The sequence below is a fragment of the Streptomyces sp. NPDC014006 genome (genome assembly GCF_043088925.1).
Taxonomy (GTDB): Bacteria; Actinomycetota; Actinomycetes; order Streptomycetales; family Streptomycetaceae; genus Streptomyces.
Window position 1 is genome coordinate 13488 of sequence record NZ_JBICAJ010000024.1, and the last position, 17857, is coordinate 31344.

At 68.1% G+C, this 17857-nt stretch carries 14 protein-coding genes and 3 pseudogenes; 10 read left to right on the forward strand and 7 right to left on the reverse strand.

Going from position 1 to position 17857, the window contains the following annotated elements:
* Positions 1–24: 24 nt before the first annotated feature.
* Positions 25–1260, reverse strand: coding sequence for a PTS transporter subunit EIIC (locus tag ACF1GV_RS40380; protein WP_391691840.1), 1236 nt, complete (start codon positions 1258–1260; stop codon positions 25–27).
* Between the two features lie 290 nt (positions 1261–1550).
* On the opposite strand from ACF1GV_RS40380, the gene ACF1GV_RS40385 reads away from it, so the two are divergent.
* From ACF1GV_RS40385 to ACF1GV_RS40410, 6 genes are all read left to right on the forward strand, one after another.
* Complete coding sequence (locus tag ACF1GV_RS40385) at positions 1551–2276, forward strand: GntR family transcriptional regulator (protein WP_391691842.1); 726 nt, start codon at positions 1551–1553, stop codon at positions 2274–2276.
* 162 nt (positions 2277–2438) lie between these two features.
* Positions 2439–2672: a glucose PTS transporter subunit EIIB gene (locus tag ACF1GV_RS40390; RefSeq protein ID WP_391691844.1), complete on the forward strand. Its 234-nt coding sequence runs from the start codon at positions 2439–2441 to the stop codon at positions 2670–2672.
* Complete coding sequence (locus tag ACF1GV_RS40395) at positions 2669–3133, forward strand: PTS glucose transporter subunit IIA (RefSeq protein WP_391691846.1); 465 nt, start codon at positions 2669–2671, stop codon at positions 3131–3133. Before ACF1GV_RS40390 ends, ACF1GV_RS40395 begins: the two co-directional genes overlap by 4 nt.
* Positions 3130–3882 carry an HAD family hydrolase gene (locus tag ACF1GV_RS40400; RefSeq protein ID WP_391691848.1) on the forward strand — a complete coding sequence of 251 codons (753 nt, stop codon included), beginning with the start codon at positions 3130–3132 and terminating at the stop codon, positions 3880–3882. Before ACF1GV_RS40395 ends, ACF1GV_RS40400 begins: the two co-directional genes overlap by 4 nt.
* Positions 3879–4898 carry a Gfo/Idh/MocA family protein gene (locus ACF1GV_RS40405; protein WP_391691850.1) on the forward strand — a complete coding sequence of 340 codons (1020 nt, stop codon included), beginning with the start codon at positions 3879–3881 and terminating at the stop codon, positions 4896–4898. The genes ACF1GV_RS40400 and ACF1GV_RS40405 overlap by 4 nt, the downstream gene beginning before the upstream one ends.
* Complete coding sequence (locus tag ACF1GV_RS40410) at positions 4895–5908, forward strand: Gfo/Idh/MocA family protein (RefSeq protein WP_391691852.1); 1014 nt, start codon at positions 4895–4897, stop codon at positions 5906–5908. The genes ACF1GV_RS40405 and ACF1GV_RS40410 overlap by 4 nt, the downstream gene beginning before the upstream one ends.
* Positions 5909–6370: 462 nt before the next feature.
* Here the strand turns inward: ACF1GV_RS40410 and ACF1GV_RS40415 are convergent, their stop codons facing one another.
* The 3 genes and pseudogenes from ACF1GV_RS40415 to ACF1GV_RS40425 form a co-directional block, all read right to left on the reverse strand.
* Positions 6371–6547, reverse strand: a complete 177-nt coding sequence (locus ACF1GV_RS40415; RefSeq protein WP_391691854.1) for a hypothetical protein — start codon at positions 6545–6547, stop codon at positions 6371–6373.
* Between the two features lie 2 nt (positions 6548–6549).
* Positions 6550–8171: pseudogene (locus ACF1GV_RS40420) on the reverse strand (diguanylate cyclase domain-containing protein).
* Positions 8172–9262: 1091 nt separating this feature from the next.
* Positions 9263–10047: pseudogene (locus tag ACF1GV_RS40425) on the reverse strand (IS5 family transposase); the annotation flags it as partial.
* 165 nt (positions 10048–10212) lie between these two features.
* On the opposite strand from ACF1GV_RS40425, the gene ACF1GV_RS40430 reads away from it, so the two are divergent.
* Positions 10213–10404: a helicase associated domain-containing protein gene (locus ACF1GV_RS40430; RefSeq protein ID WP_391691856.1), complete on the forward strand. Its 192-nt coding sequence runs from the start codon at positions 10213–10215 to the stop codon at positions 10402–10404.
* 548 nt (positions 10405–10952) lie between these two features.
* A complete protein-coding gene (locus ACF1GV_RS40435; protein WP_391691858.1) occupies positions 10953–11780 on the forward strand; it encodes an SDR family oxidoreductase in 828 nt (275 codons plus the stop codon).
* Positions 11781–12360: 580 nt separating this feature from the next.
* Here ACF1GV_RS40435 and ACF1GV_RS40440 read toward each other — a convergent pair.
* Both ACF1GV_RS40440 and ACF1GV_RS40445 read right to left on the reverse strand, forming a co-directional pair.
* Positions 12361–13737 (reverse strand): helix-turn-helix transcriptional regulator, encoded by a 1377-nt coding sequence (locus ACF1GV_RS40440; RefSeq protein WP_391691860.1) that lies wholly within the window; start codon positions 13735–13737, stop codon positions 12361–12363.
* Positions 13738–14444: 707 nt separating this feature from the next.
* The gene (locus ACF1GV_RS40445; protein ID WP_384280595.1) at positions 14445–14786 is read right to left on the reverse strand and encodes a hypothetical protein; all 342 of its coding nucleotides are present in this window, start codon (positions 14784–14786) and stop codon (positions 14445–14447) included.
* Between the two features lie 123 nt (positions 14787–14909).
* Between ACF1GV_RS40445 and ACF1GV_RS40450 the strand changes: the two genes are divergently transcribed.
* Together ACF1GV_RS40450 and ACF1GV_RS40455 are read left to right on the forward strand one after the other, a co-directional pair.
* Entirely contained in the window at positions 14910–15395 is a 486-nt protein-coding gene (locus ACF1GV_RS40450; RefSeq protein ID WP_391691862.1) for a GNAT family N-acetyltransferase, read from the forward strand.
* 282 nt (positions 15396–15677) lie between these two features.
* The gene (locus tag ACF1GV_RS40455; protein WP_391691864.1) at positions 15678–15878 is read left to right on the forward strand and encodes a hypothetical protein; all 201 of its coding nucleotides are present in this window, start codon (positions 15678–15680) and stop codon (positions 15876–15878) included.
* Between the two features lie 155 nt (positions 15879–16033).
* Here the strand turns inward: ACF1GV_RS40455 and ACF1GV_RS40460 are convergent.
* Positions 16034–17490 (reverse strand): annotated as a pseudogene (locus ACF1GV_RS40460) (NF041680 family putative transposase).
* Positions 17491–17857: the final 367 nt, after the last annotated feature.

Sequence of the window (17857 nt, forward strand, 5' to 3'; positions counted from 1 at the left end):
CTTTCGTAGCGGGGGATGGACATTTCAGGGGGAGGCGGTTTCAAGCTGGCTCTGCTCGGTGGGGTCGTCTTCCCGACCGGGGGTGCGCAGGTTCCAGCGGCGGATGACGAAGCGGAACACCACGTAGTACAGGACGGCGTAGCCCAGGCCGATGGGCAGGAGCAGCAGGGGGTGGGTGGCCTTGCCCCAGTTGAGTACGTAGTCGATGAGGCCGGCGGAGAAGGTGAACCCGTCGTGGATGCCCAGGGCATTGCACAGGGCGAGCGAGGTGCCGGTCAGGAAGGCGTGGACCAGGTACAGCGGCCAGGCGACGAAGAGGAAGGAGAACTCGATCGGCTCGGTGATGCCGGTGAGGAAGCTGGTCAGCGCGGCGGAGAGCATGATGCCGCCCACGGTCTTCCGCTGCTCGGGGCGTGCCTCGCGCCAGATGGCGAGGGCGGCGGCCGGCAGGGCGAACATCATGATCGGGAAGAAGCCCGTCATGAAGATTCCCGCATGGGGATCGCCGGCGAAGAAGCGGTTGAGGTCCCCGTGGACGTTGTTGTAGTCGCCCAGAATGAACCACACAACGGAGTTCAGGATGTGGTGCAGACCCAGCGGGATCAGCAGCTTGTTGGCCATGCCGTAGATGCCGCCGCCGATGATGCTGTTCTGGTCGACGGCTTCACCGACGGCCGTCAGCCCGTTGTTGAAGAGCGGGTAGATCAGGCTCATCAGGACGCCCACCACGAGGGCCATGAGGGCCATGATGATGGGGACGAGCCTGCGCCCGCTGAAGAAGCCCAGGTAGGGCGGGAGCGTGGTGCGGTAGAAGCGCTGCCACAGCACAGCGGCCAGCAGACCGATGACGATGCCGCCCAGCACCCCGAAGTTGATCGTCGCCTGTGCGCCTGATGGATCCTTCTCGCCGTTGAGGACGATGGGGGACATGGCGGTGAAGACCCCGTCCAGGACGAGGTAGCCGACCACTGCTGCGAGGGCTGTGGACCCGTCGGCCTTCTTCGCGAAGCCGATGGCGATACCGACAGCGAAGATCAGTGGCAGGTGAGTGAAGAGCGCGCCTCCCGCGGCCGAGATCACGGAGGCCGCGTCCTTCAGAGGAGCGAAGCGGCCGAGCACGTCGTCCTGCCCGAGCCTCAGCAGAAGCCCGGCGGCAGGCAGCGTGGCGATCGGCAGCATCAGGCTGCGGCCGAGTTTTTGCAGGTTCCCCAGGCCGGAACGGCGGGCCGGGGCTGCGGGTGAGGATGTGGTGGCACTCATGACGACCTCAACGGGTGTGAGCTGGAGGGGACGACCACGGCGGAGAAACGGGCCGTATCCGGCGATGAGCAAGCTGGGATGAACGAGGACAGTACAGGTCCTGTCTGGTCATGACCAGTTGCATGGCCAGAATTACCCCTAGCCTGAGAGGTGTCAATGCCCGTGCACGCCCGCATGCATGCATGCATGCATGCCAGTTCCGGGGCGTACACCGGCCGCATGAGAATCCGAGGTGCATACTGGTCATGACCACAGAGCGCGCTCCAGCGCCCTCACGTAGGGGGAATCCCATGAGCAAGCAGCAGATCGACGCCAAGGGTGTGCTGCCCAAGCACGCCCAGCTGCGCGCCATCCTCGTCGACATGTGCACCAACCAGCTCGCCGCCGGCGACGCCTTGCCCAGCGAGCGCCAGCTGTGCGCGGACCACGGCGTCAGCCGTGTGACCGTACGGGAAGCCATCGGGCAGCTCGTCGCCGAAGGGCTCGCGGTCAGAGTGCACGGGCGCGGTACCTTCGTGGCCGAACGGGCTCATCGCTCCGAGCTTCGCCTTGCCTCCTTCCATGAGGACATGCGCCGCCTTGGGCTCAAGCCGGGCACCGTTGTGCTGTCCGTCGGCCGTGACACGCCCTCTGCGGCCGTCGCTGCCGGCTTGGAGCTGCCCGACGGGCGCCAGGCCTGGCGCGTTCGCCGGCTCAGGCTCGCTGACGGAACCCCGATCGCAGTCGACGACGCCTGGTACGACAGCGAACTGCTCCCCGATCTGGACGACGTCGACTTCAGCGCCTCCGTCTACGAAACCCTGGCCGCGCGCTACGGCCTGCCGGTCGACCGCGCCGAGCAGACGGTCGGTGCCGCCTCGGCTTCCCCGGAGATCGCTACTGTGCTGGGCATTGCCAAGGGCTCCCCGGTGCTGGCCTTCGACCGGATCGCCTACAGCGGCAGCCGGCCGGTCGAGCACGCCTACACGTGGTTCCGGGCCGATCGGTACAAGGTGCATATGACCCTTTCCGAGTAGGCGGTCGGCTCCGCGGCGGTGGGGCTTTCAGGCGCAAATTGTCATGCTCATGAATGTCGGTGCCTTGCACGGGTTTGCTCGCCGCGCTACGGTCTGGTCATTACTGGTAATTACCACTGCCGTGGAAGGGTCCCCGGGCAGTGCGGTCCGAAGGAGCAACTGATGTCAGAAAAGGCACAACGCATCGTTGACGGACTCGGCGGCGCGGAGAACATCACCGATCTGGAAGCCTGTATCACCAGGCTGCGTACCGAGATCCGCGACCCTTCCGTCGTGAATGTCCAGGCGCTCAGGCAGGCGGGTGCGCACGGTGTGCTGACCTCGGGATCTGTGGTGCAGGTCGTCGTGGGAGCTGAGGCGGAAAGCCTTGCCGACGACATCAAGGACATGCTGTGAGCCTCGCTGTCTACGCGCCTCTCGCCGGCGCACTCATGGCCCTGGGCAAGGTTTCCGACCCCGTCTTCGCCGGCCACCTCGTGGGGTCCGGGGTGGCCATCGACCCCCCTCCCGCAGCAGTTGAGGTGGAAGCCCTCGCACCCGTCAGTGGCACAGTCCTGAAAATGCATCCGCACGCCTTCGTCATCAAGACCCCGGACGGCGTCGGCGTCCTCGTCCACCTGGGCATCGACACCGTGCGGCTGGACGGCAACGGCTTCACCTCTCATGTAGCCGAGGGCGACGACGTGCATGTCGGTCAGCAAGTGATCACCTTCGACGCAGCCGCCGTCCGGGCAGCCGGTCTGTCCGCCGTCTGCCCCATCGTGGTCCTGGACTCTGCTCCCGGATCCGCACAACCGCCCGCGATCACCGGCAACGTCACCGCGGGAGCACTGTTGTTCAGCTGGGCTGCCTCATGACCCATGTGCAGCCCGGTGAACGCAGTCCGGCCCTCGCTCTGGAATCGGCCCAGGCAGTTCTGCTGGACATGGACGGCACACTGGTGCTCAGCGAAGACGTCCACCGCAGAAGCTGGCAGGCGCTCTTCGACGCCCGGGGCCTGTCTGTCTCCGACAGCGAGTACGAGCAGCGTTACATGGGCCGGCGACCGGCCGATGTCCTGCCGGGTCTGCCGGGGCCTTCGTCAGACACCCGCACCGAGCAGGCTGTGGCCGAGATGACCGAGTTCATCCTCAGCCAGGCCCACACCGTCCCCGTCGTCCCCGGTGCCGCCGATCTCATCCGCCGACTGCATGCCCAAGGAGTGCCCATGGCGGTGGTGACCAGCGCAGGAGCCGTCTGGGCCGAACGCATCCTCAACGGCGCTCTCAATGTGCGCCATCTCATCGACATCGTCGTGACCTCCGAGCAGGTACGCCACGGCAAACCTTCACCGGAGGGCTACCTCGCCGCGTGCCGAGCCCTGGATGCCGTCCCTGACCGATGCATGGCCTTCGAAGACTCCCCCTCAGGCATCCGCGCGCTCATCAAGGCGGGCGTCCGCGACATCGTCGGGGTGACCACCACCACGACCGCGACCGACCTCGTCCGGGCCGGCGCCTGCTGGACGACGTCCAGCCTCGTCCACGAGGCCGTCAGCCAGGGAAGTCCGGCGTCGCAGAAGTCTCCCGTCCCACCTGGCAGCGACCAAGAAAGCATCCGGCCATGACCACACTCGACGTTGCCCTGATCGGCGCCGGCTTCATCGCCCGCACCCACCTCGCCGCCTGGACCGCGCTGGGCGCACGCGTGCGCATCTACTCCACCGACGGACAGGCGCAACACCTGGCCGAAGAATTCGGAGCCGTCACAGCCACCTCGCTCGGACAGGCCCTCGACGGCGCCGGCATCGCCGACATCTGCACACCCACCCCCACACACCGCGACCTCGCGCTGGAAGCCCTCCGGGCCGGAGCGCACGTCATATGCGAGAAGCCACTTGCCCTCACCACTGAGGACGCTCGCGTCATAACCGACGCCGCCAAACAGGCTGGCCTGCACCTCTTCCCCGCCCACGTCGTGCGGTACTTCCCCGCCTACGAGCGTGCCCGGCAAACCCTGCGCGAAGGCAGCCTCGGCCGCATCGCCGTGGCCCGCTTCAGCCGCTCCGGCCGGTATCCCACCTGGAGCCCGTGGTTCGCCGACCCCGCTCTGTCCGGCGGCATTCTCACCGATCAGATGCTGCACGACATCGACATCGCCCGCTGGCTCTTCGGCGACGTGGTGCGCATCCACGCCACCCAGCGCGGCCACCACACGGCCCTTGCGCACAAAGCCCCCGTGGCGGCCGGCTCCGCCACCCTCACCCACACCTCCGGAGTCATCACCCACGTCCAAGGACACTGGGGGCCTCCAGCAACGCCGTTCCAATACACCTTCCACATCGCTGGCTCCAACGGCACGCTCACCCACGACTCGCTCGCCCACCCGGCCCTGCGCATCGCCACGAGCACTGCCAGCGAAACAGAAGGCGTCCCCTCGGGCGACTGGGGAGAAGACCCCTTCCTCGCCCAACTCAGGGAGCTCGCCACCGCATGCGCCGACGGGCCAACCCCTCGAGTCAGTGCCGAGGACGGGGTAGCCGCCGTGCGCCTGGCCGAAGCCGCCCGCGCCTCCGCCGCCACCGGACAGGCCATCGAACTGACTGCGCTGCTCGCACCAACTACAGAGGAAATCGTCCCGTGAAGATCGCCATCCTGTCCTTCGCGCACGTCCACGCTGCCACTTACCTGCAACTGCTGCGCGCACGACCCGACGTGGAACTGATCACCACAGACCCCGACGGCAACCCGAACGACCCCTCCCGCGGCAAGAACCTGGCCCACTCCCTCGACGTGCCCTACGTCGACACCTACGACGAAGCCCTTGCCGACGCCCCTCAAGCCGTGATCGTCACGAGCGAGACCAGCAGGCACCGGGCACTTGTCGAGCAAGCAGCAGCAGCCGGGGCCCACGTCCTCTGCGAAAAGCCCCTGGCCACCACAGCCATAGACGCCCAAGCCATGATCGACGTCTGCGAGTCCGCAGGTGTCAACCTCATGACCGCCTACCCAGTACGCTTCCACCCCGCTTTCGCCTCCCTGCGCCACGCCGTGACCAACGGCGCCATCGGACAACTGATCACCGTTCACGGAGTCAACAACTCGTCCAACCCCGCCCTTCAGCAGCCCTGGTTCGCGGACCCCGCACTCGCCGGGGGCGGCGCCATCATGGACCACACCGTCCACATCGCCGACCTCATGGACGTTCTCCTAGACGGCGAACTGCCCACACAGGTCTACGCCCAGGCCAACCGGCTCCTCGCCGACGAAGCCGATTCCCCACAGGTGGAAACGAGCGGCCTGATCACCCTCACCTACGCCAACGGCCTGGTCACCACGATCGACTGCAGCTGGAGCCATCCCCCCACCCACCCCACCTGGGGCGGGCTAACTCTGACCTGCATAGGCCAGAAAGGCACCGCTTACTTCGACGCCTTCCCGCCCCTGCTGCGCGGCTACGACACCAGCCAGGCGCAAACACGCTGGGAACCGAGCACCACCGACCTCGACGCCGCCATGCTCGAGGAGTTCCTCACGACAGCACGCACAGGACTGCGAGCCCACCCTGACGGATTCGCCGGACTGCGAACCCTCAAGATCGTGCTTGCCGCCAACCAGTCACTGCGCACCAACCAACCTGCCGCACCACGGTGATGGCGCGCAGCGCAAGGAACGCGCCCCATGCTGAACAAGCCAAGACATGACCGCGCTCTCGTGACGGAGCAGCAGCCGTCCTACTCGACCGCGACTTGCACGCGGCCAAGCCGCGGACTCGCGTCTTAAGGTCCTACCAGAAGCCGTTGATCGCTGCAATGGTCGACGCGGACACCAAAGGGCCGGGAAAGGGCACCTCTGACCTCCCCAGGCCACGACCCCTTTCCCGGCCGGCCGCACCCATCTACCCCGCCCACCGCTGTTCAACCCACGCATCTGCCGACGCGATAGCGCCGCAACCAGGTGATCCCGCAGCCCCTCGGGCAAGGGCTCCTTGCCGGTGACCACCGCCTCAAGTGCCTCAGCCACATGGCGCACCCGGAGGTTGACGTGCTGGGAGACCTCCACCAAGAGCCGTGCGTGGTCGGGCTCCCCGATGCCCCGCACGCAGGGAAATGCTGCTCACCGAGCGAGGATCAGGCCGACCAGAGCGGCCATCACCGTGACCGCGCCGAATGCGGCGCCAATGGGCTGGCCCCAGGTCGGGTGGCGGTGCACGACGTAGGCAACGCCGGCCGCGAGCAGCACCACGACGACGACCAGGAGCAGCGCGACGAGCAGAGCGAGCTGGTCCGACAAGCTCAACCCGCGTGCGCGCGGGCCGTCCGCAGGATGTCCGCGGGAGCCTGTCCGCACTGGGCCCATGCGATGCCGGCACCGGCGTGCATGCGCACGATCTCGTCGTCCAGGGTGATCGGCAGGTGGATCTGCGTCTGCAGCGCGACCGCGGTGGTCTGCGCATCGGCGGGTGCGAGTTCTGCGGCGAGGACGACGAACTCGTCACCGCCGTATCGGGCGACCGTGTCGCCTTCGCGTGCGGCCTGACGGAGCCGCCGGGCGACTTCAATGAGCACGCTGTCCCCAGCGTCATACCCGAAATGGGTGTTGGTGCCTTGAAGTCGCGGAGAGCGAAGAAAATCACGGCGAGGCCGTGGGGGTGGTCGGCCGCGGGAGCCGAAAGGTGGCGGTGCGCGGTCTCAGCAGGGTGGTCGTCGTAGAGGAACGGGTCGTCGAATCCTGGCGCGGGTGCGTCAAGCCTCTGTTCTCGGAGTGTGCAGAGCTGCGCCTCGATGCGGGTGTGCAGCTCGGTGGCGTTCGGCAGGCCGGTGAGGGCGTCGTGTGAGGCGCGATGGGCGAGATCGAGCTCGCGGCGCTTGCGGTCGTCGATGTCCTCGATGTGGGTGAGCAGCTGCCGGGGGCCGTCGCTGACGTCCGCGACCACGCTGTGGCGCAGTGAGACCCACAGGTAGGTTCCGTCGCGGCGGCCAAGGCGCACTTCCGCGTACCCGCCCTCCGGGCTGGTGCTGAGGAGTGTGCCTATGTCCTCGGGGTGGATGAAGTCGGAAAACGAGTAGCGGCGCATCGCAGCGGCCGGGCGGTCGAGCATGCGGCACAGTGCGTCGTTCGTCCGGAGGATGCGGCCGTGCTGGTCGCCGCCCATCTCGGAGATGGCCATGCCGTTGGGGGCGTACTCGAAGGCCTGCCGGAAGCTCTCCTCGCTGGCGCGCAGGGCCTTCTGCTGCCCTTCCATCCGGACCAGTGCGCGCTGCATGTTGGAACGCAGACGGCTATTGGTGATCGCGATGGCGGCTTGCAAGGCGAACTCTTCCAGGTTCCGGCGCTCGTCCGGCCTGGGACGGCGGCGGGTGAGGGGCAAGTCCACCGAGATCACACCGACCAGCTCCTCGCTGGGGGCACCGGAAGCGTTCGGGTAGTACATGGGTGCGAACAGCCGGTCGGAGGGATGCCACTCGTCCTCGGATTGAGGTTCGGGACCCTCGGTGTACCACTGCGGCACGTCGTCATCGTCGAGGACCCAGCCCTCGGTGTGCGATATGAAGACCAGGTCGCCCCAGTGCTGGCCCATGGACAGCCTGCGCTCCCAGGACTCGCGAGAGCCGACGCGGCCGGTGATGAGTGCCTCGGCGGCGGAGTTGCCGGAGAGAGCGGCGACGACGAGGTCGCCATCGGGGCGGACCAGGTTGACGCACGCCAGCTGATATCCCAGATGAGCCACGATGCCGTCGGCAACTGATTGCAGCGTGTCCGAGAAACTGCGGCCGAGATGGAGGTCTTGTACCGCGGCCTGCAGATCGTGGCTCTTGTCGATGGCGAGCGCGCTGCGGACACCGTACTCGGCAACCACTGACAGATCAGCCTCCTGGAAGGCCTGGCCGGCAGGATCGCGCAGGAGCACAGCCATGCCGATGATGCGCCGGCGACCGTGCAGCGGCACCAGGACGGTGTGGCTCCCGCCTAGTTCGTGCCCCTCACCGAGCAGTTCCGGCAGCGCAATGCCGCCGACCGGCGTGTCCGCGGTGACCGGCACTCCCCCGTTCAGCACGTCGAAGAGCGCGCTGCCGGGACGTACCTCGCATAAGGCGGCACCGGCTGCGGCGTGCAGCGGATACACCTGTTGCAGCCGCAGCACCAGCGGACCCTCGTCCGCGTCACCCACCGCAATCGGGTCCCGCAGGTAGACCATGACCGAATCGGCGATCGTGGGAACGACGGCCCGGCCCAGCCGCATCGCGATGTCCTGCGAATCCCTTCCTCCCGACATCCGGTGGACCGCCTCGGAAATGTCCCCCGGGGCGTCAGCGAGCGGAGACTGCGGGGATTCCAGCGCGGGAAAGGATGCATCCTGGCTGGTCGGCGGGTTGTCCGGGGTTGTTCCGGACAACCCGCCGGTCGGCCTTCCCGGGTTCTGCGAGAGTTGTCCGGGCCCGGTGCTCCCGGCTTCCGGCCCAACAGCCGAAGGCAACGCGGATGACGACCAGTAGCCCATCTCGTCGGCGGCCTGCTGAACAGACTCGTGCCCCTCGTCCAGGACGGCGCGCGCCTTGTCCAGCGCACGGTCCACGTCGTCGAGCGCGGCATCGTCAGAACTGAAAGCGCTCAAGTCGGGGCCGGACAGCAGAGGCGCCGGCTCCTGCGTCCGGGAGGGCTCGTCCTCCCCCATGCGCAGCCGCAGCTCGGCCAGCTCACGCTCCAGCTCGTGAATGCGACGGGCCGCGTGGTCGGCGACCTGCTGGGCGATACCCCGCTCCCGTTCGGCACGGACCAGCTGTTCGCGCAGCTCCGTCTCCTGCCGTTGCGCCCGGGACAAAAGCTCCACCACCCCCTGGCCGCCCGGGGTCTCGATCGCCGCCGCCTCCAGCGCGTCGGCGCGGCGTGTCAGTTCGGCGACTTTGGCCTGGGCCTGGCCGAGCATGACGAACAGCAACGTGGCGATCGACAGCGCCTGTTGCCGCCCCTGCTCGCCGGCTTCGTAGGCCTGCCGGGCCCGCTGCAACAGCAGAGAGCGGCTGCGAGGCCGAGAAAGGCCAGGTAGTTGCGAGGATCGCGCTCGTAGCGAGGGCTCAAGCGTCGGTAGCCGGACAGCCAGGACATCGTCCGCTCGATGACCCAGCGGCGACGGCCCAATCGTTCGCTGGACTCGATGCCTTTGCGTGCGATCCGTACACCGATGCGTTTGCCGCGTAACCATTTCCGCAGATCAGCGCGATCGTACGCTTTGTCCGCGTGGAGGCGCTGGGGCTTGAAGTGGCGGCCCCGGTGGGGGTCGTCTCGTTTGGTGACCCTCGACCATGGGCTTCAGCCCTTCGCTGTCGTGGGTGTTGCCGGCGGAGACGCCGACAAGGAGGGGCAACCCGTTTGCATCCGACAGGACGTGCATCTTGGAACCCGGCTTGCCCCGGCCACGGGGCTCGGACCTGTGTGTTCGCCCCCTTTTTAGCCCTCACGTGGGCCGTGTCCAGGACAACGCGGGTGACGTCGATGAGGCCGGCGTCGTCGAGTCGGTGCAGCATGGCCTCGTGCAGCCGCCCCCAGAGGCCGGCTCTCGACCAGATCAGGAACCGACGGTGAGCCGTCGATTTCGAGATGCCGAAACAGGGCGGTAGTTGGCGCCAGGCGCAGCCGCTGACCAGCACGTAGATAATCGCCGCGAACAGCGTCTCATCAGGCGTGTCCTGCGTTCCTCCGCCCTGCGGACGCATCCTTGAGGGCGGGATCAGCGGCTTCGCGATCTCCCATAGCCCGTCCGGAACAATCCAACTCCAGGTACCCCGCCCCAATGCGGTTCAAGCGCCCGTCCCCGCTCGCTGTACCCGAGCGCGTAGAGAGCGGGCAGCGGGTCATCCGCGCCCGGGGTATGGAAGACGTCGTAGACGGTCCGCTCGACGTGGTGCAGCAGCGCTTCCCCCCGATGGCGGGTACCCAACAGCGCGCCGAGGCGCTGCTTGTCCGCCTCCGACCACTGTTCCCACCCCGCCACGGCACGCGGCGCGTGCAGGGAGGGCGGCAGCGGCCAGGACCAGGAGGAATGGCAGATCCGGCTTGGTGCATGGATCAGCAACCAGAGATCCAGAGCCGCAACCCTCTCCGCGGAGCGAATCGAGCAGCTCTCCGCCATCGCCATGCGATGGACATAACCCAACGTAGGCAGTACCTGCGGCGCCCCCGGAGCGTACACATGGCGTGGCCGACCTTGTTACCTCGGCGCGCTCTCGTTCACGCTGGCGCATAGGTGGTGGCCCGCTGGTGGGAACAGGCCCTGCACTGCCCGCGCCCTCAGGACCAGCTGGTGGCGGCAACGCGGGATCACGGCTTGAGTGGTGGCGCGGGATGCAGCCTCGGGCGCGGGGCGCCGACGATGCGCTGGCAGGGATCCGAACTTGCGGCCGCCAATCGGCGGTGATCCGTCAGGGAAGGCTCACAGGTCGCCGAGTGAACAACTCGACTGCGGGACTGCGGTAAGTCGCGGGCGGTCCGTAATTTTCCAGGGATTCCGGGTCGTGGAGCGCCTATTCGAGGTCCTCATTTTCTAGAGGGTTTTCTGTAGAGTGCCTGGTCAGCGGGTGGGGCAATCGACGGTCCCCGGGTGACCCGGAAGCCGTCCGCGGGTGACGTGGGTCACAGTTCTTCCGGTGCTGCTGCGGAGCGGTCCGCGCGGACGCGGGACGGTCTACTGTGTCGCGCCATGACGGTCTTGATCATCGGCGGCAGTGGTTTCCTGGGCACCGAGTTGATCCGCCAGGCGGCCATGGCCGGGCACGCAACGGCCGCGACCTACGCGACCAGGCCCGGCACCGCTCCCCACGCCGCGTGGTACCCACTTGACCTGCGGGATCCTGGACGCGTGGACGCCGTCGTGGCCGAAGTCGGCGCGGATCTCGTCGTCAACGCATCGAGCGGCGACGCCGACTGGGCGGTGACGGCGCAGGGGCCCGTCCGGCTGGCGATGACGGCGGCAAGGTACGGAAGCCGCTTGGTCCACGTGTCCAGCGACGCGGTGTTCTCCGGCGCCGGCGTCCACTACGACGAGTCGTGCCTGCCCGACCCCGTCACCCCGTACGGGGCGGCGAAGGCGGCAGCGGAGACCGGGATCCTCCTCGTGTATCCGCAGGCCGTCGTCGCCCGCACGTCACTGATCATCGGCGACGGCGATTCCGTGCATGAGCGCATCGTGCACGAACTGGCCGCCGGCACCCGCGACGGCGTCCTGTTCACCGACGACGTCCGCTGCCCGGTGCACGTCGCCGACCTGGCCGCCGCCCTTCTGGAACTGGCGTACGGCGACACGGCCGGCGTCCACCACCTGGCAGGGCCCCACGCTGTGAGCCGCCACGAACTCGGCACCCTCATCGCCAGACGCGACGGCCTGGACGCCTCCCGGCTGCCCACGGGCCTACGAGCCCACAGCACCCTTCCCGGCGCCCTCGACGTACGCCTCGACAGCCGAGCCACCCAGCGGAAACTACGCACCACACTGCGCGGCGCCCACCAGTTCTGCACCACACCAGCATGACCACCCAGCCCGACACCGAGCTGCTGGCTGGGGCCGGGGCGCAGGTGGAGGTAGCCGGGCAAGGTGGACGCGTGGACAGGGGGATCCGCCAGGCCTCGGCCTGCGCGCCGGTGAGCTGCGGCCCGAGTTGGGCGCAGGAGGAGCGGTCCGCGGCTGACTCCGCCGGCCGTGGCTGAGACGCCCGTCGAGGGGCGAGACGAGACACCCGCCACGTGCAAGATGTTTTCTCCCGGCGCCCGGCGTAGCCGGGTTGAGCACGGCGCAGCGCTGAGCCGGTATCCGCGCTACGCCTGGAGGCACGGCGCCCGTACGCCATCTGGTGACCCTGCGGACTGCGGTCGACGATGTTCGGGAGGAATCACAGACGGGGGTGGAGCGTGGAGTCACCAGGCGGAGAGACGCGGGGGGCGCAGACGGAGCCCCGCCCGGGAGTGAGCGGGGCGCTGCCTGGCGTGCCTCGCCTCGGTACACGTGCGCCTCACAGGGCGGGCCGCACCGACTCGGGACGCTCTTACGCCCCACCTCGAGGCGGGAGCCGCTGTGCTGGCTCCCGCACCTGTCCCGGTGTCCGCTGGTGGTCTCAGCTCTCCGGTTCCCTCGGCACGAGACGGGAGAAGAACTCCTTCGCGGCTTGGGCGTCGAGGTCCCCGTTCGTGATCGCGGACCGCCGTAGCGCTTCGCCAGACACCTGAGCGGGGATGCCGAGCTGCTTGTCCGCCTCGCTCATGACCTCGCCGAGGTACCACTGGGCCGAGGTCGGGAAGTGCTGGATGAACCAGCTGATCATCTTTGCCAGGGGCAGCGACAGGATGAGGTCGAAGCCCTTGAGTTCACCGCCCCGGCCTTTGGCAGTGCGCAGCGAGGTGGTGAGGTCCTCCAGGACGGCGTGGCGGATGGTCGGTCCGAGAGCGTCGGTGGGGATGATCTGCCTAAGGCTGTCGGCGACTTCGAAGGCGAGCTGGTCGGCTACTTCCCGCACGCTCGGCTCGTTGCGGTGGCGCAGCGCCCAGCGCTTGCGGGTGTCGGGGCGCTTCCACAGCAGGCGGAAGAAGGTCTCGCTGAGCCGGTCGCGGATCTGGGCGGCCCCCGGAGCGAGACGGTGGCGGTCGCCGGCCGACATGGCCTCCTTCAGCCCCTCGGAGGAGCGGCGGCGGGCTTCGGCCCAGTCTTCGGCGACCGGGCGGGACCACTGTGCGCGGCCGCCGACGGTCGCCTGGGGTAGGGGGACGTCGTTCTCGCCGCGGGAGATGTAGCCGCGCAGGGTGGAGGCCGTGATGCCGCCCAGTGCGGCCATCTCGGGCACGCCGAGCAGCCGGTCACCGGCGAGTTCGGGACTGGCCAGGTCGACGACGCACCGCTCCAGCGGCAGAGGGTCGTCCTGCTTCTGGTGGCGCTGCGCCCACCGGGTCAGGTCGTCGATCCAGTTCTCCGGCTTGGCGGTGGCCGGATCGAAGGTGGCGACCTTGTGCAGGTGGGCTCGGTCGGGGTAGGCGTGACCGTCGAGGAGGTCGGCGGCGTGGACGGTGGCGGTGGCGCGTGCCGTGTGGCGTGCGTAGTCCTCGGTGACCGGGTCCCAGATCTGGCCGGGCCGGTACCAGGTATCGCCGTCCCACCAGTAACCGCCGGCCCTAAACAGCAGCGGCGCGCCGGACCAGTAGGTGTGCAGGCTGGCGGTGTCCTCGTCGCGGAGGAGGAGGACGGTGCGGCCGTGCTCGGGGTGGTGGCGCACGGCCCAGCCCAGGTGGTGGGCGATGGGGTCGGTGGTGAAGGCCAGCCACCCTCCCGCGTGGGAGGTGTCGCAGCGGCCCCACATGCCTTCGCCCTTGTTGCGGCCGACCGCCTCGATGGCGTCCGGGCCTTCGTCGAGCGGCAGGTGCGAGTCGTCGACGAACGGCAGACCCGGAACCGGGTGGTCCGTCCGCAGCCCGTTTGCGAGCGGGCGAATGTCGTAGACCAACGTGCTCCCCCTTCTCAGCCTAAGTGCTGTACTTGGCTACAGCACTGTTGATGCCCAGTAGTACACGACTGAAAAGCGGATCGTCACAGCGATTTCGAGACAGGTTTTCGCAGCGGCGGGGGAGGCAGCCGTCGCCCTGGGGTGGCCCCTGACGGCGGCCACTACGCCACGCCTATCGCGGTGTTGACCGGTCCGGCCCCTGCGGCTGCCAGGGCGCTTCGCCGCGCGCGGGTCCCGCAACGCCCGCGGAGAGCTCAGAAGTCGCTCAAGACGCACGTCTCGTGCGGCTGGCCAGAACACAGTGCAGGCATGGACATCGACAGGGGAACGATCCCTGCCTGGATAAGCGGACTCGGCAGCACCGCGCGCTGTGGGTCGGCGCCGTCACCCTGCGGCGCGCGGAGAACAAAGAAAGCCGCCAGAAGCCGAAGCAGTGGTCTGCCGCGACGAACGCGGCGACTGCTGCGGGTACGACCTCGCCGCGCCTTACTGGATCGCCAATGCGGCCAACGGCAGTGAGCGCCCCATACACAACGTCTACCTGATCACTTACGACTCAAAGACCGACACCATGGGGGAAAGCCACCTGCTCGCGAACATGCTGCCCCGCGCTGTCGCCGACCACATCCCCGTCGACGCCGCCCTGCTCCCGCACCGTGACCGTTCCCCGGACCTTTGGAGGCCGGGGAACGGCAAGCCACCCGTGCCTAGATTGCACGAAGCTCGGAGCTGATCCCCATGCCGTCAAGGTCGCTCACGAGCCTCCAGTAAACGTCGCTCTCGTAGAAGCTCGCTGCATCGCCGTTCCCCTCAGCGGGGTCGATCTTGTCCATCTCGGGGACGTCGTAGGCCACCGTGTAACCGGCCTCCGCGTCGTTCCACTGGACCCGGACCACCATGTCCGCTGTGCCGATGTCGTAATTGTCGTTCCCGTAGTTCTTAGCGATGTACTCGAACGGGTACGTGAACGTATAGCTGTCGTCCTTCTTGATCGACCGCAGGTAGTCCAGCTCGTTCTCGAAGCCATAGTTGTTCGACTCACTCCACATGGAAGGAGCGTAGTGCTCTGCACCTCTGCCGGAGTCGACACCATGGGCCAGCAGGCAAAGCGCTCGTAGACCGCGGAGCCCGTAGACGGTGCCTCCGCCCCGCGGTCCTGGAACACTTGGGTCATGCCACTCATCCGTGACCTCGTCCAAGCCGATTACTCGGTGGTGGAGGAGCTGCTGTACTCGAACCATCTGGGAGACGGCAGGTTCTACAACCCCGAGGGCCTGGACGTCGTCGTGGCCGAACTCCGCGGGTCTGTCGTCGGGGTCGCTGAGTTCCAGCTCCACTGCAACTTCGGGCACGACGAGGGCCGGGAGGGGCATCCCGGCGAGCAGACGTTCGTCTTGACGATGGCCGTCGCTCATGCCGCTCGTCGCGGCGGGGTCGGTCGGGCGCTTCTCGCCGAGATCGCCCGCCGGGCCCAGGAAGCCGGCCACACGTTCCTGGCACTGGTGCCGCAAGACGGCGGCGATGCGGCTGACCGGCAGGCGTTCTTCCAGGCGTGCGGGTTCACGCTCTACGGCCCCGCCGCACCGGGCGCGGCGTGGGGCTGCCCGGTCTCGGAGATTCTCGCCGTGAAGGGCACGGCTGCCACCGCCGGTGAGTAACCCGCACTGGGCTGTGGCCTGAGCGGAACCGTGCCCGCCTTGCCGGTCGGGGAGTTGACCGGGCATGGAGAACATCACCACTGCGGCCGAATCCACGGTGTCCGGTGCCGCGATCGAGCAGTTGCTGTTCACCACCGACTGGCTCACGGGTGTGCGCGCCACCGCGAACATCGCCCTCACCGAGCAGGCGGACTACGCGTACAGGCTGGCGTACGCCCTGTCGGGCGGGGCGAGCTCCATCCCGACGCGCACAGCGCCGCCGTCGCCAACCTCCTGCACAGCGTGGCGCCGGGCATCGTCGCGTTCGCCCTGCACCACCTACGCCCGCTCCTGCCCGACCTCTCCGACGAACAGTGGGCCCGGGTCGACACGGCCGCCGTCGAGCTGGAACTGCGTTTGTGCGAGGACCTCAGCGGCGCCAGCGTCATGCCGGAGGCCGCCGGGTCTCCCCTGGCACACGCTCCGCACACTCCCGGCGAGTAGGACAGGGGCATGGAGATCACGGTCTCACCACCCAATTATCGATCAGCCCCCCAAGCGGTGCAGAGCGGGAACACCCGACGAGCAGCAGGCCCAACGGAGATTGGGTGACGGACCGCCGTCCCCCGCTCCCGCGGGGGGTTGCTCTAGCTTGATCTTTAACCCGTGCGGCGGGGTTTGAGGGTGGTTGACCTCTTCTTTTGTCGTTCTGCTGGCTGTGTTTTTCGGGGTGTGTGCACGTCGTGGCGGGGTGTGGGACGAGTGTTCTTTCGCCCCCGTGGCCGTCCTGGGCCGGGACGGGAGGGTTTTGGTGCTCTGGCCGGGCAAGCGGTCTGTGGGCGGATGTGCCGGAAGTCGCGGCGGACGCGGGCGGGAGTGAGCCTGTCCGGGGAACTGGGCTTTTCCCAGGGACGACGCCGGTCGGCGGCGAGGGGGCGGGCGAGACGGAGTTGGGTGTAGGCGGCGAGGATCAGCCAGGTCCAGCGGTCCGCTGCCTCAGGGTTGCGGATCTTCGGGGAGGTCAGCCGAGGGTCTGCTTGAACAGGCGGAAGGTGTGCTCGATGTCGAAGCGCCGCAGGTATGCCTGCCAGAGACGGTCGGCGTCCGTGGGGGTGCCGTCGGTGCCGGACCACCACAGCCAGACCGGCTTGGGGGTTGCTCCGCTGGGCAGGTGGTCGATGTCCAGGCGGATGACCATCCCTTCGACGATCGGGAGGGTGCCGTCGGCGGCTGCCCAGGAAGAGCGGTGCGTCAGCTTGGGGTGCAGCCGGTTCCAGGAGCGGGCCCTGGCGGTGCCGTAGAGACGTGTGTCGGTGACGGTTTCGGTGTCCGGGACGCCCCACGTATCGGGCTGCCCGAAGACGAATTCGCCGCCGTGCCGGGGCGGGCGGCCCATTGTGTGTGGCTGGCGGGGCGGGACAGCCCGGCGCAGGACCCGGTCTGAGCGCATCCGGGCGAGCACCTGGACCGGCAGGTCTTTGAGCAGGAACGCAAGGCGGGGTGCGTCGTATCCGGCGTCCGCGATGACGAGGACGTCTGGGTCGCCCTCCTTCCACTGCCGGGCGGCGATCAGTCGGTGGAGCAGGTCTCGCAGCTGCCGGGCGGTGACAGTGGCGGTGTCGTCACCGGGTGCCAGGCGAAGTGCGTCCAAAGGCGCGGTCCATGAACTGCGGCCCGGCTCAAGCGCGCAGATGATCGAGTACGGCCAGCCAGGAACAGGGATGTGCTGGTCCTTGCCCCGGCCGTAGGTGTGACACAGGATCCGCTGTGGTGAGGTGTGGGCATCGGGGCGTAGCCAGCAGGTGATGTCGATGGCCAGGACCAGCCGGCCGTCGACAGCACGCGGCAGTGGCACCGCGGCCAGGGCCCGCTGCAGCCGGCCGGTGTCCACCCGGCCACGGGCGACGGCAGCGTAGAGCCCGCCATGACCGCGGCGGTGTTCGCCCACGAGCGACAGTTCGGCCAGCGACCTCACCGGCCCGTCGCCGCACAGAACGGCGTCAGCCAGCTCGAACAACGCATCCGAACGAGCGGTGAGACAGGAGTAGAACTCGCCCCGGAAGCATGACAGTTCCGCCAACGGCTCTTCGTGGGCATCGCGATGCAGCAGACTCATCCTCACGGCCTTCGCGCTGGACGTGTGTGTTCCTTGGTCGGAGCACATGTTCAGACGAAGGCCGCTTTGGCGTGCGGCGGTTACCGAACCGAGTGATCAAGTTCGAGGCGCTATTCGACGCCGGACGTTAAAGATCAAGCTAGCGCAGTCATAGAGGCCCGGACCGCCTTCCTGCATAGGCGGCTGCTCCCATGTGGGTCACCACGGAAGTGCGATGTGCCGCCTACATGACAGTGGGCCGCCTGGGGATGTACCGCGCCCTGTCGGCCACCAGAACACAGAGCACCGCCTCGTGTCAGCGACCAACCATCGCCATAGGCCAGAGACCTGCAAGCACATGCCGCTCCTGACCAGCCGTCACTGCCAT